This window comes from Armatimonadota bacterium (assembly GCA_028871815.1).
GTDB lineage: Bacteria > Armatimonadota > Chthonomonadetes > Chthonomonadales > Chthonomonadaceae > REEB205.
This window is the reverse complement of sequence record JAGWMJ010000008.1, coordinates 115,331-128,897: the sequence shown is the minus strand read 5'-3', so window position 1 is coordinate 128,897 and position 13,567 is coordinate 115,331. Positions and strand designations below refer to the sequence as shown.

The window sequence follows — 13,567 nt, the reverse complement described above, 5'->3', positions numbered from 1 at the left end:
CCCAAGCGTCCGGGCGCATGTGACGCGTTCATTCCGGCCCGCTACTCAGCGGCCTGCAGGTGAATGAGCAGGGCGTGAATGGCAACAGCAAGGCTCCGCGCGGCCCGGCTTGAGTTCCGGCCAAGCAGCACGAGTCCGGGCCACGACCGCGGACGAACGGCGGCAAACCGGCCGACGGCCGATGGCGACGAGGCTGCCGGGCCAAGTCGGTTGAAATCGATTGGAAGGTTCTCATCACACCGATCCGTGATCGCCCGGACACAGAGCCACGGAACACCCCCATCAACGGCCGCGCAGGCTGCGGCATACGACTCCATATCGACGGCATCTGCGTCCGAAGAGGCGTGCAGCCGCTGCTTCTCGTCTTTGCTGGTCAGCACAACGGGCGCACTGATCAGCGCGCCGCGATGGGCGGCTTGCTGCGTCGGCGCCCAGCTCGCCGCCTCCATCAGCCTGTTATCGGGCAGCAACTCGGGTCCACCCGTCACGCACATGACACGCGTCGCTACCATCACGTCACCCGGGGCAATGGCCGGCGTGAGCGCGCCGGCAAAGCCGGCGATCACAAGCTGCACGGGCTGCGTGCCGGCCCCGCGCAGTAACCGTTCCGCCGCCAGGCGGCTGTTTGCAGCTCCTATACCCGATACCGCGATGCTGACGCCAGAGCCGTGCCTGCCCGCCTCGATCGTCTTTCGTAGTGGAACGGCCTCACGAGGCAGTGCAAAGAGAACGATGGAGGCGAATTGGCTCGCTTCCGGCCCGCTACGCCCGGACGCCATCCGGCCCGACGGGCGCACTGCGCAGCACCTTCAGGCGCACCTCCTCCACCAGGTCCTCCGGTGTGGAAAGTCCGGAGGCGATGCCTACATGGCGCCAGTCGCCCATCATTTCATCGGTCAACTCTGCGGCGCCTTGCACCTGGACCGTGTTGGGATTGTGGTGTTTGCACAGCGCGGCGAGCTCGGTGGTGTTTGCGCTGGTGCGCGAACCGACCACGATCATCAGCTCCACTCGACTGGCCAGTTCAACGGCATCATCCTGGCGATTCCGTACCGGCCGGCAGATCGTGTTGATAATCTGAATATCCTTACACATGAACACCAGTTCGTTCAGGATGGCGCGGCACAACTCCAATGCGTGTGTCGTCTGAAAGATCACGCCAACCTTGCGGCGCAGCAGGTAGGTCTCCTTGTAGGAGTAAAGCTCCTCCACGCTGTCGATGACGAGCGCGGGCTTCTGAAGAGCTCCGAGGATGCCCTTGATCTCGGCGTGGTTCTTGTCGCCGATAATCACCACCTGCCTGCCGAGCCTCTCAAGCTCCTGTGCTGCTTCCTGCGCCCGCAGCACGATCGGACAGGTAGCGTTTACAACCTCGATTCCACGCTTCTGCGCTTCTTCAATCTTCTCTTGCGGCAACCCGTGGGCACGGATAACCATCGTGCCACGGTGCTGATCATCGTACTCATCCAGCCGCTGCAGCCCTTTGGCCTGCAGCTCGTCGGTAACGGCCTTGTTATGCACAAGGTCACCGAGGATGAACACCTCCTTGCGTTCATCAAGTGCATCCCGAGTGAGGTTGATGGCGCGCTTCACGCCGAAGCAGAATCCCACTTCGTCGGCCATCTCAACCGTGCGCCGTGCGTCGACAGCGCCGTTCTTGCTTTCTGGCGTCATTCAACTCTCCAAACCGGATAATGCGGGTTACCCTCGCGCCATGCCGTTCTCGCGAAACCATGATACCGCACGCGCCATTGCTGAGCTCACGGGCGCGCACTCCAGTCCCAGTTCACGCACCGCCCGGGTGTTATCAAACACCATCGGTTTGCGCGCCATCTGCACGCCTTCCAACGGGTGCCTGGGCTCGCGCCGCAGCAATCCGGCAACCAGCAGGTTTTCGGCGCCCACCGCAGCCCACGCCACGCGCCACGGCAGCCGGATCCTCGGCGGCTTGCGACCGGCCGCCACGGCAACCATACGCAGCATCTCTGCCAGTGATACGTTCTCAGCCCCGAGAATGTAACGCCGGCCCGCCGCACCTCTATCGCCGGCGAGAAGTGTGCCCCGAGCCGCATCACGCACGTCAATCAGGTTCAACCACGTGTCCACGAATGCGGGCATACCACCGTTCAGCAGGTCGAGTATGATGCGGCCGGTCGGCGTGGGTTTGATATCGTGCTCGCCCACCGGCGTGCTGGGGTTGGTGATCACCACGTTCAAACCGCGTTCCGCGTATTCGCGGGCCACTTCCTCCGCGAGGTATTTGGAGCGCTTGTAGTGGCCGGTCATATCCTCAAGCGATACCGGCGTATCTTCATCCGCCGGCGATCCGTTTTTGGTGCGGCCCAGCGCGCCGACCGTGCTGGTGTACACCACACGTTCCACGCCACAATCTGCGGCCGCCTGGAGCACGTTGCGCGTGCCATCTACATTGGAGCGGTAAAGCTCGCGTGGATCACGCGACCAGAGGCGGTAGTCGGCGGCGACGTGGTAAAGACGCCGGCATCCAGACAGAGCTTTGCGCAGCGAGTCGCGGTCGTTCAGGTCGCCGATGACCGGTTGAAAGCGGTCGCAGGCAAGCAGGTCCAGATGGGCACGGTTGCTGGAAGCCCGTGCCAATGCCCGCACCTGCACGCCGGGCCGTTCCAGCAGAAGCTGCGCCACATGGAAGCCGAGAAAGCCTGTAACCCCGGTTACCAGGGCGGTATCGGCCTCGCCGGAACTCAACGCGACGGCGTTTCGTGGGCTACTTGGAGAGCGCCCATGCCGTCAGCTGTATCGTGCCCTTCACCGACTTCATCGCCTCGCTGACCGCGCTGTGTTCAAATCCGCTGTGCATCTTGCAGTTGCTGCAGCGCGCATCCTTGCGAGATTCCCAGTACTGCCAGTCGGTCTTTTCCCAGAACTCCTGCCACGTGGCGATGTGCGACTCGCCGATGAGGTAGCACGGCGCCTTCCAGCCGTTTGGCGTGTAGTTCACGGTAGACCAGGGCGCGCATGGCAGCTCTCGAATGCCGGCGGCAAACTCCAAAAACATGGGGGTTGCGTTGACCTTATACCGCCTGGAAAACTGCCGGATGGTCTGGAACTTCTCGTGGATTTGCTCGCGCGAAAGGAAGATATCGGCATCCACGCTATCGTACTCGTAACCCGGCGAAATCAGGATTCCGTTGGCGCGCAGCTTGTCGACCAGTTTGCACATCTCCTCTACCTCCTCCACCTGGGTCTCCTTGAAGACCGTGGTGTTGATGTACGTGAGATAACCGCGCTTCCGGGCGCCCTTGATCATTTTGATGGCAGTGTCGAACACACCCTCCCGGTTGCATACGTAATCGTGCGTCTGCTTCATGCCGTCCAGATGAATCATCAGGAAGAGATGCGAGCTTGGAGGAATGACATCGAAAACCTTGGTATCCAGTTTCAGGGCGTTGGTACAAAGAATGATGTACTTGCCGCGCTGGATAAGCCCCTCGATCAACTGCGGCAGCTCCGGGTAGAGGGTCGGCTCGCCTCCGCACAGGTTGATTATGGGAGCGCCGCAGTCATCCACAGCCTTGAAGCACTGCTCCAGCGTCATCCGGTCCTTCAGCTTGCCGGTATGGCGCTCCACCGCGCACCCGATGCAGGCCAGGTTGCAGGTGTACAGCGGCTCGAGCATCAGCACGGTAGGGTACCGCTGCTGGCCGGAGCGCTCCATCCTGGAGCGATGGCGCGCCTGAGTTAGAGTAAAGCCAATGGGATATCTCATGAGGTGCTCTCGCCGAACCGCAGCGACCGCCGGGAATGGCGCGATTATACCCGAACGGGCAGCCGGGCAGGCTCAAGCCCGCGGCTTCGGCCGGTCGGCATCGCTATTGCCGGCGTCTCAGCCGCACCATCCACCGTGTCGCCGGTGGTCATCCTCCTATATGTCGCATTGGTCCCATGTGGTTGGCGCGTACCCCAGCCGATCGCGATGGCACCGCGGAACGTCTGCTGAAAATGCGACCAATGGGACATATGAGACATATGCGGCACCGGAACCGAAGCCTGGCGCACAGCCCGGGCGCCGCTACTCCGCTTGCCGGGCACGTGTGCGGGAACCTATATGTCGCATCTGGTGGGCGCGTACCCCAGCCAAACGCGATGGCACCGCGGAACGCCTGCTGAAAATGCGACCAATGGGACATATGAGACATATGCGGTAGCCGGAATCTGCGCCTGGCGCACAGCCCGGGGGCAAAGCCGGAACCATTCCACTTGCTGACAACGCGTGCGCGAACCTATATGTCCTATATGTCGCATTGGTCCCATTTGGTGGGCGCCTGCCCGGGGCGCGCCGTTACGTCGTCATGCGGAGCTCGCCAAACAGCCTCAACGCTGCGGGTTTACTGCAGAATACTGCTCGCTCCGCCGTCGCCGCGGACCGAGAAATCCTTCGGGATCTGATACTCGCTGCAGACAGCGGCAAGCGCGTCATCGGCCTTCTGGATGGCCGTGTCGGCATCCGCCGAGGCCTTGCCCTGCATGTTGGAGAGCTCATGAATGGCGTCGGGTGCGTTGGATCCCACTTTGCCCAGTGCGTCCTGTACCTCCGCCATCATGCCCTGGATTTTGCCAAGGTGGTCATAGTACCTATCATGAAGCTGCTGACACGCAACGGGTGGGGGAACGCTGTTGAAGTACTGCGTCAGCGAGTTCCAATCATCCGCCATGGATGTTGTATTGCCGGATACGCCCTGAAAGGTTTTGTTGTATGTGCTGTCATCGATCGAGCCCGAAAGCGCCTTGACGTTATCCAGCATCAACAAGGCATCGCCGGTCTCCTTACGGATCAATGCCTCCTTGCGCCGTTCAACGCCTTTGAGAAACTTGAGGTAGTCCACCACATTCGCGGGAGGACCGGTCTGCGCGGTGGAGGCGAGCGGCGCGGGCTGTGAAGAGCCGGCAGCCTGAACCAGGTTCGCCGGCGAGTTGACCGCCGGCGCCTGCACCAGATTGCCACCGCCGGCAGCGCCGCCGGCCGCGGCAAGCCGCGTCGAGTCCCTTCCGCGGGCGGCGTGCAACGCGGCTGCGGCCACCGCGAATACGGCAATGGCGCCAACCGCTGCGGCGACGGCGCCGGCTTTCCGATTGCTGCGCTTTTGCGGCCAGGGAGGCGCAGGAAAGGCGCCACTCGGCGTCACCGAACCGCCGGGCATCGGCGAGAGCGACGAGCCGCACCTCAGGCAGAAGGCCGCTTCCGCGGGCAAATTGGTTTTACAGTTTGGGCACTTCATGGCCGAGATCTCCCGGCATCGCGGCAGGCGCAGGCTGCCACAACTCACTTGACGCGTTCACAAACCGATTCGGTTCCGGCATCTGCAGCGAATCGTACCCCACGGCCGGCGTTTCCGTTAGACGGCCCGCTATTCCACCTCCGCGCGGTATGATGTTTCCATCTGCCTTGAATGAGCGCGCGTTGCGGTGATGCCCGCCAGGAGAGTGTGCCATGTGGTTCTCGCTCGGTTTGCTGGCCCTCGCGATTTCGGCTTCCTTGTGCGCGGGCGCCGGCCATTCCGGCTCCGGCCAGGGTGATAACGGCAGCGGGCCCGAGGATGAGGAGTTGGACCTCGGCGACATCGAGATCACCACAACCGGCGAGGGACGCGCGCTCTGCGGCCTGCCCGGAGTGGTCATCAATGTGGGACTCCCGCAGGAACTCTCCCCGGCGCTCAATGTAAATGAAGATGGCTTGGTGGCGCTGCTGCGCGGCGCGCTGAAAGATGCCGGTATTAACGTGCTGAGCGTGCCTGACGAAGACGACGACGAAGTTCCGCCGCCTCAGCTCGAACTGTCGATCGATATACTCTCCGACGAGGATGAGCACTTCGTCAGCATGGATCTCAGTCTGCTTCAGCCGTGCTTCCTGCCGCGAGATACCGGCATCCTGCTGCTCGACGCCAATACCTGGAGCACCGGCGTTATCGCTGTACTTGGCGACCAGCCGGAAGAAGAGCTGTATGACCAGGTCATGGAGATGGCGGGGTCATTCTGCGAGGCGTGGCGCGCGGCTAACACGGCCAATGACGACGGCGACTTCACCTTCGACGCCAACAGCTAGCGCCGCCATCGTTGAGGCTCGCTGGCTTGGCCGCGTCGATTACCGGCTGGCGTGGCGGATGCAGCAGCAGCTTGCCGCCGCCCGTATCGATGGCGCCTGTGGAGATACGCTGCTCCTGCTGGAGCATCCGCCAACGATCACACTGGGCCGCGGCGCCGACCGGAGCCATATCCTGCTGAGCGACGCGCAGCTTGAGATGCAGGGTATCGATGTGGTTGAGTCGGACCGCGGTGGCGACGTAACATACCACGGTCCGGGCCAGCTGGTTGGCTATCCGGTGTTCCATCTCGGTGGGCCCGTATGGCGCCGCGATCTGCACCGGTACCTGCGAGGTCTGGAAGCCGTTCTGATCGCCGCACTGGGCTCGGTTGGGATTGCCGCCGGCCGGTTTCCCGGGTTCACCGGCGTATGGGTCGGTCTCAACACGCCGGCGCCCGCAAAGATCGCCGCAATCGGCATCAAGGCATCACGCTGGGTCACGACGCATGGCTTCGCACTCAATGTAAACACCAGTCTGACGGCGTTTGGAGCCATAGTGCCGTGTGGTATCAGCGGCTATGGCGTAACATCGGTCGCCAATGAACTGAGGAGGCAGGTCACCGTGCCGGAGTTGGTGCAGCCGGTGGTGGCGGCATTTGAATCGGTGATGGGCGCCTCGATCCGGTTTGCGCCTGACGCGGCGCCACCGGCAGCCGGCTGCGAACCCGGCTAGTGCGCCGCCGCCAGAATCGCGGCCGTACTGGCTGCGCCGCTGAGCGTGAGCTTGCCTGCCGACGTGGCCACACCGGTGATCCTTACGCCAAATGGCAGCTGCGAGAGATCCACGGCGCTGTCGAAGTGATCCTTTACAAATCCCAGAACGACGCCGCCCAGCGGGATGCCGGCCACGCGCAGCGCGGTCGCATCCAGCTCAAGCCGCCTGCCGCCCTCGGGACGCACCGGTCCGCTAACCGTAAACGGCACGCCCACGCCCAGCACCATCCGGTCACCCGATATCACCACGTGGTTGCCCGGCGCAAAGTGTACTGCCACGTTCCGCAGGTCGGCGCCCTGCGGGTTCTCGCCGGCAAAGTATTCGTCGAGCGTAGTGGCGCCAACCGTAGCGGCAAACGACGCCGAACGGATGCCTTTAAGGCGCTTGTGGAGGGTATCCACATCAACACCCTGCAGATGGAGGTCCAACTCATCCAGCAGCATGCCATGGCCAAGCTGCACGTCCTGTCCGTCAATCGTCACGTCGTGCAGCCTGCCCGAAGCGGTGCGAAATGGAGAGCCGGAGACGTGTACCTGATACGAGTTAGCGGGACCAAGCGCTTGTGGGAGCAGATCCCGGATGCGCCGCTCGGCTGCCCGGTTGATGGGTCGCGTGCAGCCCGCCAGCGCCAGTAAGGCAAACGCCGCCGGCATGGCGCGTACCGCGCAGAAGCTCATTCGCACCCGATCATCCCGCTCCATAAACCCTCCGCACTCGTGCCGCCTCTCGCGCCGGCCGCAAGCAGGTAACTTGCTCTCGGGCGTCGAACGGGTCGATGTTTGGCTTTCGCGTTATGATTAATACCCGCATCGTCTTTGCTTTCTCGCTGCTCATGTTCGGATCGGTGGCGCCGCTGCGTGCGCAGGCTCCCATCTCGATTTCCGGCCTGGCGGCGCTGCCGTTGGCGCCACAGAATCTTTTCAGCTGGCAAGCAACCTTCATCAACAACACGCCTCGAGCCTTGAGATTGCGCGTCACGGCGTCCGTTAGCGCAGCCGCGGCAGGAAGCCGCTTCCGGTATCCGATCCTTCCGTCAGCCTCCATCAACGTACCGGCGTCTTCCCGCGTGACGCGCAGATTTGGTCCAATCCGTTGGACGCCCGGCCGCGCCTCCTGGTGGTGGCCCAAACTGCGTGGAATGCCGCCGCCCGTGCTGCACCGGCTGGTGGTCCGCGCTGCCGCTGCCGGTCCATCTGCCTCGGCCGGATTGGTGTTCGGCTTCTGTACACCGCGCACCGCATCCTCAGGGCTATCCCTGAATGGTGTTCCGGTACGTCTCCGCGGCGTCTCGTTGCGCGCAGGTCCGACGACGACACCGGCTGCATTCAGGCGTGCTATCGTTTGGCTTCAGGGACTTTGTGGAAACGCGGTGTTGGTTACCGGCCCACTGCCGCACTATGTTCTGCGCATCTGCGACTCGTTGGGCATCATGGTTGTCGCCACCCTGCCGGAGGGTTCCGCGGCCGGCGCCCTGACTGCCGACGCGTGCCTGCACCCTTCACTCTTCGCGTGGCGCTTGCCGGGCCGGGCAGCACTAGCGCCTCCGGGGATGGATTTGCGACGGCCACTGCTATCGGCCGAGCTCGGTCGTCAAGTGTCGCGCAACGGCTATACGAGACCTCCTGACGGTTTCACGCTTTCGGGCAATTCTGTACGCCTGGCGCTGGATGCGCGCAGGGATCGGTACCGATCACCAACGGTGTGGCTGCCCGCCGCTGTTGCCGCGTACCCGCTGGAGGTGCCGCCGGCGCCCGTACCCGGTCAGCTGGATACGCAGCGTTCCGGCATGCTCGCATCGCTGGCTCTTCTAACCTCAACGTGGGCGCCATCGGCTGTGTACGACTCCGCGTATGACGCAGCCAACGAGCGCTCGAACGGAGTTGGCCGGTTTCCGGCAAGCCCGCTTCAGATACCGGCCGGACATCCTCTCCTCCGCACACTCACCGTCTTTAACGATACATTTGCACCACAAACCTACCGCCTGGTTCTGCGGCCCGAGTTGATGCATTCCCCGGGCCTCGCCTCGGTTCTGCCGCTGCAGCGTGGTACGGGCCAGGTGGCGATCGGCGGAAATGGCGCTCAAATCGGTGTAACGCGCAAGCCTCGTGCCAGAGCCGGTGGCATTATGCTGCCCGCGGTGGTTCAAACGGTGTCGGTACCAGCGGGGGCGCAGGTTTCCGTGCCCGTTGCAGTGCCGGTTCCGCAGGTAGCTCAGAATACGCGGCTCAACCTGTGGATGAGCCTGGAGCAGGGCAGTAAATTGCGTTACCGGGCCGGCGAGCAGTTTGTGCTGGTCCCACCGGGCAGCACCGGAGCTACGGTTCAGTTCATGGCGCTCGACAGCAAGACGCAAGGTGCATGGAGCGGCGTATACGGAAGCGAAGGATTCCTCATCCCGCTTTTTGACGGCCTCTCCGAGATGCAGAAGCCCGAGCTGATCCTGTACCGGGGTTTGGGCATCATTCTTCCTGTCCGGCCGGAGATCACCACCGGCTCCAACGAAATCATGGAGGGCAGCATATTTGCCTTCCTGCACCAGCGCAACAGCACCGATACGAGGCTGCCAAACTCCGGCCCGGGGCTGCCCGCGCGAGCGCCGGCGGCGTTTTCCGGCGGTCCAATTCCGATGGCGGTGCGAATGGATACCAGTGACGGTAAAGCGCACCGGGCCGCGATCTATCTACTCGATTTCAATCGTGCCGGCTACGAATCCGACGTCTCGGTATTCGATACCCAGGGCGACCTGCTGGACAGCCGGCTCGTTGCGAATTATGGCGATGGCGTGTGGCTTACCTGGCGTTTTACCGGCAAAATCGTGATTCGGGTGAGTTCGCTCACGATGGCCCCATCGTTGATTCAAGGCGTATGTGTCGATCCGTTGCCTTAGCGCGACGGAACAGTTCGCCACGCTCCATCCTCGGCAACTTTCGCCGTAGCGCACGCGGGGCTTCCGTCGCGAGCCCGGGCAATAAACCGGCCCTGTAACGCGCCACCGGGGGTCGCTTGAGCTGCCTCAACCTGTGCCCAACTGATACGCAGCAAGCGGATCTTCAGTCCGCGCGTCCAGCAGGAACCCTCGTCTCCCGCCAGTGTGCCGATGAGAATTGCTATGTGACGGTCACCGGGCCTGCCGCGAACCATTGGGCCCAGGAAGTCGGGCGCCTCGCCTCCCGGTTTCACGCGAACCGGTACATGGAACACCATATCGCCGCCCGAAGAGGTGGCATGGTCAACGCAATCGGCGCGACTCCGGCGCTGCAGGCAGTAGCGCACACCTTCCGGCGGTTCGGCCAGTACTATTCTAAGGTTGAGCTCCGGTGCGCCGGGCATCCTCACCTCCTGTGACGGCGCCCGGCAATCTGCTGCCGGCGCGCCGGCAGCGATGCGTGCTACCATAGTCGCATCAGCGGCCACTTCTTTGTACCACCAACTGTGGCCAGCCAGCTCTAACGCCGCGCGCGCCGGGAGTCTTCCGTGTCGGTAAAATGGGTCTTTTTCGATATTGGCGATGTGCTCTTTGATGAGGATGCGCAGCACCAATACTGGCTGCACTCGCTGCTGCTTTCGATGCGCCGTAACGGCGTTCCTGTCACCTGGGATGCCTACCACACCGAGCTCGAGGCGCTGGTTCGCATCGAGCCCGGCACGGCGATTGTACAGGCCTGTCGCCGGTGGGTGCCGGACGACGCACTGTGGGCGGCGATCTATCGCGAAGGCCGCGCGGAGTATGAACAGATGCGTGCTCCGCGCCCGTACGGCATGCTGCTCGACAACATCACAGCCGTAGTACGGGAGCTGCAGGCAAGCTATTCATTGGGCATCATCGCGAATCAACACCCGCCGATCGTCGACGCGCTGCACGATTACGGCATCGCCGATGCCTTTCGCGTCACCGCGATCGACTCGGTAGTTGGGGTCTCCAAGCCCGATCCCGCGCTGTTCGTCTGGGCGCTCGATCAGGCGCAGTGTGCTCCGCGAGATGCGATCATGATTGGCGACCGCCCCGAAAACGACGTAAAGCCCGCAAAATCGCTGGGTATGAAGACAATCCGGTTTCGGCGCGGAACCCTCTACTCGCTGTACGATCCGCGCACCGAAGCGGAAACGTCGGACCTCGTCGTGCGCGTCGCAGCGCGAATTCCAGCGGCTGTTCGGGCGCTGGACCAAACCTGACACGCGGACGCCAGGTCAGCCGCGCCCCGTCCAGTCTGCCGCCCGTACCTCTTGCCAGCGGTCGCGAATCGCCCGGTACTCGGCGGGCGCAAGTGCGCCGGCTTCTAGCATCGCTGCATTAGCCGGCCAACGGTCCGGATTCATGGTTCCAACAATCGCCGTGTGGACCCCAGGCGTTGAGAGGGTGAATCGCAGTGCCGTGGAAGCGGCGTCTGCGCGGTTTGCAAATGGATAATCCAGCGACTGCAGGCGTCGCCAGTAGTCCACGATGTAGCCGTTGTCGGGCTTGTCGGCGTACTTGAATACCGCATTCGCAATCGGACGCTTTGCGATTACCCCCACATTGCGCTCCAGGGCAAGTGGGATGTTGACGTCCAGGCACTCCTGATCGCAGATGCTGATCGAGGTCTGCAAGGTATCGAATGCCCCACATTCAATGGCATACCGCGCCGCGGCTCCGTCGCCGCTGTAGCCGATAAACCGCGTCTTGCCGGCATCGCGCGCCTTCTGAACCACGGCAATCACGTCGCCCTGCCGAAGCATCTCCTCCGAGCAGGTATGGAGCTGAAGCAGGTCCACGCAATCGGTCTTTAGCCGCTCGAGGCTGCGATCGATGCTGAACGCAAGCATATCGAGGTCCCAGTCCGGCTGCGGGAATCCGGATGCGTGACCGCATTTGGTGAAAAGGAAGAACGAGTTGCGCCGGTGGGCCACTGCGTTGCCGATCAACTCCTCGCTGGCGGCGTAGCATTCGGCCGTATCGATGGTGTTCAATCCGGCATCCAGAGCGCTTCCCAGCAGCCGATCGACGGCATCCTGCGCTGCGCTTCCATACCCAATCTCAGCGCCGCCGAATCCCAAAACCGTGACAGGCATGCCGGTACCGCCCAGAATCCTCTTTTCCATTATTGCCTCCTCTACTCTTGCGTTGGTTCGATTTCGGCGGCGCCTACGCTCGGGATCGCGGACCGCATACGGTTCACACGAAGCGCCTCGATGGCGCCGCCCGGATCCCCTGTAACACCCATCGCCATTGCGTCGGGCCGCGTGGGGTAGATCCGCACAGCCATGCACTGCCCGTCGGCAGTGTATATCTCAATTACCGATCGGTCGACGAATATGCGGAGCCGTATTTCACCCGCTGAATCCAACTCCGCCGGTAAGAATACCGTACCGGCATCGGCCGACTTTGACAGGCTGGAGCGAGAGCGGTCCACATCGATGCCGCCACGCCGCACGTTGTACTCAATCCGCGTCTGCTCCACACCGTCCGGCGTAGCGGCAACCACCAATCCCACGCGGCCTGCCTGGCCCGGCTTTAGAACAGCCTGCAGTTCGCACTCATCGCCCAGCTTCTCAAAGTCTTTGAGTGGCAAAAAGCCTTCGCGCTGCGTCAGTTTGATCGCGGTTGCGTGCGTAGACCTGGCACGGAGGCGCTGCAATTCAGGCGCGGGCGCCTGTGTAAGATCACCATTCGCATCCACCTTCAGGATGCGTGGCAGCGACATCACGCCCTGCCATCCATGTGCTTCCGCGTCGCTGCGGTTTTCGCGAAGCCATCCGAACAGGATGCGTCGGCCGCGAGCATCCTTGAAAGTCTGTGGTGCATACAGGGAATTGCCCGCGTCGAGAAGGCCGGTCTTCTCCGGTGAAAAGCGGCCGTTGCGGAACGTGCCGGTATACCACCAGGTCTGCCCGTTCGAGATGATTAGCACCCACTTTGTGCCAAGGCGGAACAGGTTTGGACACTCCCACATGTCGGGATGCTGATCGCGATCGCCCACAAATGCCGTTCCGCGCGACTCCCACTGCCTCAGATCACGTGAGCGGTATAGCAGCAGCTCGCCGCCCTTGCCCGGGATGCCGGCGCCGACCACCATCATCCACCAGCTGCCCTGCTTCCAGACATAGGGGTCGCGAAACCCGGTGAGCCCCATGGCTTGCTGTTGGGCCGGGACGACCGGATTGCCAACGTACTTGGTGAATCGCGACAGATCGCGATTGCCGGTGGCGATGCATACGCACTGCGGTTCGACGCCGGTGTATATCGCCGTAGGAGCGCCCTTGTCATCCACCATGCAGCCGGTCCACACACCACCCTTATCGGCCGGTGAGTCGGGCTTGAGTGCATCCGGCATCAACCGCCAGTGGACCAGGTCATGGCTTTCGGCGTGGCCCCAGTACATGGGCCCCCAGGTGGCGGCAAATGGATTGCGCTGGTAGAAGATGTGGTACACACCGTTGAACTGGATCAGCCCATTGGGGTCGTTCATCCAATTGGACGCCGGCAGAAAGTGGTACTGTGGGCGCATACGGTCGGTCATTGCATTCGGGTCGCGTTTCATCAACGTGGAACCTCCTCCGGCATGGCCGACTAGGGTAGTGGCCAACGCCAACCAGGTCACCGTGAGCCCAACGAAGCTTTTCAAAATCTGCGAGCTCCCTTGCCGTTGCGGAACGTCGTTCCGCGGTCATCTCCTCCAGTGTACCGGGTCCCGGCGCCTCACGAGGAATAACCCGCCGGCGCCACGAATATGCCGGATATTTCGTATGGGCCCGCT

14 protein-coding genes are annotated in these 13,567 nt (G+C 62.7%); 4 read left to right on the top strand and 10 right to left on the bottom strand.

Annotated elements, in window-relative coordinates; genetic code table 11:
* Nucleotides 1-41: 41 nt before the first annotated feature.
* The 6 genes from KGJ62_10920 to KGJ62_10895 form a co-directional block, all read right to left on the bottom strand.
* Nucleotides 42-797, bottom strand: coding sequence for a hypothetical protein (locus KGJ62_10920; GenBank protein ID MDE2127092.1), 756 nt, complete (start codon nt 795-797; stop codon nt 42-44).
* The gene (gene ispH / locus KGJ62_10915) at nt 763-1,674 is read right to left on the bottom strand and encodes a 4-hydroxy-3-methylbut-2-enyl diphosphate reductase (GenBank protein MDE2127091.1); all 912 of its coding nucleotides are present in this window, start codon (nt 1,672-1,674) and stop codon (nt 763-765) included. The genes KGJ62_10920 and ispH overlap by 35 nt, the downstream gene beginning before the upstream one ends.
* A 27-nt stretch (nt 1,675-1,701) precedes the next feature.
* Nucleotides 1,702-2,724 (bottom strand): NAD-dependent epimerase/dehydratase family protein, encoded by a 1,023-nt coding sequence (locus KGJ62_10910; protein ID MDE2127090.1) that lies wholly within the window; start codon nt 2,722-2,724, stop codon nt 1,702-1,704.
* A 19-nt stretch (nt 2,725-2,743) separates the two neighbouring features.
* Entirely contained in the window at nt 2,744-3,745 is a 1,002-nt protein-coding gene (gene hpnH / locus KGJ62_10905) for an adenosyl-hopene transferase HpnH (GenBank protein MDE2127089.1), read from the bottom strand.
* Between the two features lie 619 nt (nt 3,746-4,364).
* Entirely contained in the window at nt 4,365-5,255 is an 891-nt protein-coding gene (locus tag KGJ62_10900) for a zinc ribbon domain-containing protein (GenBank protein MDE2127088.1), read from the bottom strand.
* Entirely contained in the window at nt 5,236-5,469 is a 234-nt protein-coding gene (locus KGJ62_10895; protein ID MDE2127087.1) for a hypothetical protein, read from the bottom strand. Before KGJ62_10895 ends, KGJ62_10900 begins: the two co-directional genes overlap by 20 nt.
* Here KGJ62_10895 and KGJ62_10890 point away from each other — a divergent pair.
* Both KGJ62_10890 and lipB read left to right on the top strand, forming a co-directional pair.
* Nucleotides 5,468-6,079 carry a hypothetical protein gene (locus KGJ62_10890; protein ID MDE2127086.1) on the top strand — a complete coding sequence of 204 codons (612 nt, stop codon included), beginning with the start codon at nt 5,468-5,470 and terminating at the stop codon, nt 6,077-6,079. The two genes, KGJ62_10895 and KGJ62_10890, sit on opposite strands and share 2 nt — an antisense overlap.
* Nucleotides 6,042-6,791: a lipoyl(octanoyl) transferase LipB gene (lipB, locus tag KGJ62_10885; protein ID MDE2127085.1), complete on the top strand. Its 750-nt coding sequence runs from the start codon at nt 6,042-6,044 to the stop codon at nt 6,789-6,791. The genes KGJ62_10890 and lipB overlap by 38 nt, the downstream gene beginning before the upstream one ends.
* Here lipB and KGJ62_10880 read toward each other — a convergent pair.
* Entirely contained in the window at nt 6,788-7,534 is a 747-nt protein-coding gene (locus KGJ62_10880) for a DUF2993 domain-containing protein (protein ID MDE2127084.1), read from the bottom strand. The genes lipB and KGJ62_10880 overlap by 4 nt on opposite strands.
* Before the next feature lie 92 nt (nt 7,535-7,626).
* On the opposite strand from KGJ62_10880, the gene KGJ62_10875 reads away from it, so the two are divergent.
* A complete protein-coding gene (locus KGJ62_10875) occupies nt 7,627-9,720 on the top strand; it encodes a hypothetical protein (protein ID MDE2127083.1) in 2,094 nt (697 codons plus the stop codon).
* Here the strand turns inward: KGJ62_10875 and KGJ62_10870 are convergent.
* Nucleotides 9,717-10,229, bottom strand: a complete 513-nt coding sequence (locus tag KGJ62_10870; protein MDE2127082.1) for a hypothetical protein — start codon at nt 10,227-10,229, stop codon at nt 9,717-9,719. The genes KGJ62_10875 and KGJ62_10870 overlap by 4 nt on opposite strands.
* Nucleotides 10,230-10,307: 78 nt before the next feature.
* Here KGJ62_10870 and KGJ62_10865 point away from each other — a divergent pair, with 78 nt between their 5' ends.
* Nucleotides 10,308-11,006, top strand: a complete 699-nt coding sequence (locus KGJ62_10865; protein ID MDE2127081.1) for an HAD family hydrolase — start codon at nt 10,308-10,310, stop codon at nt 11,004-11,006.
* A gap of 15 nt (nt 11,007-11,021) precedes the next feature.
* Here KGJ62_10865 and KGJ62_10860 read toward each other — a convergent pair whose 3' ends face one another.
* Both KGJ62_10860 and KGJ62_10855 read right to left on the bottom strand, forming a co-directional pair.
* Nucleotides 11,022-11,912, bottom strand: a complete 891-nt coding sequence (locus tag KGJ62_10860; GenBank protein MDE2127080.1) for an aldo/keto reductase — start codon at nt 11,910-11,912, stop codon at nt 11,022-11,024.
* 11 nt (nt 11,913-11,923) lie between these two features.
* Complete coding sequence (locus KGJ62_10855) at nt 11,924-13,435, bottom strand: glycoside hydrolase family 32 protein (GenBank protein ID MDE2127079.1); 1,512 nt, start codon at nt 13,433-13,435, stop codon at nt 11,924-11,926.
* Nucleotides 13,436-13,567: the final 132 nt, after the last annotated feature.

Coding starts and splice junctions, on each gene's coding strand:
- ispH (MDE2127091.1), bottom strand. CDS start 1,674: ATGACGCCAGAAAGCAAGAACGGCGCTGTCGACGCACGGCGCACGGTT.
- hpnH (MDE2127089.1), bottom strand. CDS start 3,745: ATGAGATATCCCATTGGCTTTACTCTAACTCAGGCGCGCCATCGCTCC.
- KGJ62_10900 (MDE2127088.1), bottom strand. CDS start 5,255: ATGAAGTGCCCAAACTGTAAAACCAATTTGCCCGCGGAAGCGGCCTTC.
- KGJ62_10890 (MDE2127086.1), top strand. CDS start 5,468: ATGTGGTTCTCGCTCGGTTTGCTGGCCCTCGCGATTTCGGCTTCCTTG.
- KGJ62_10895 (MDE2127087.1), bottom strand. CDS start 5,469: ATGGCACACTCTCCTGGCGGGCATCACCGCAACGCGCGCTCATTCAAG.
- lipB (MDE2127085.1), top strand. CDS start 6,042: ATGACGACGGCGACTTCACCTTCGACGCCAACAGCTAGCGCCGCCATC.
- KGJ62_10880 (MDE2127084.1), bottom strand. CDS start 7,534: ATGGAGCGGGATGATCGGGTGCGAATGAGCTTCTGCGCGGTACGCGCC.
- KGJ62_10875 (MDE2127083.1), top strand. CDS start 7,627: ATGATTAATACCCGCATCGTCTTTGCTTTCTCGCTGCTCATGTTCGGA.
- KGJ62_10870 (MDE2127082.1), bottom strand. CDS start 10,229: ATGGTAGCACGCATCGCTGCCGGCGCGCCGGCAGCAGATTGCCGGGCG.
- KGJ62_10860 (MDE2127080.1), bottom strand. CDS start 11,912: ATGGAAAAGAGGATTCTGGGCGGTACCGGCATGCCTGTCACGGTTTTG.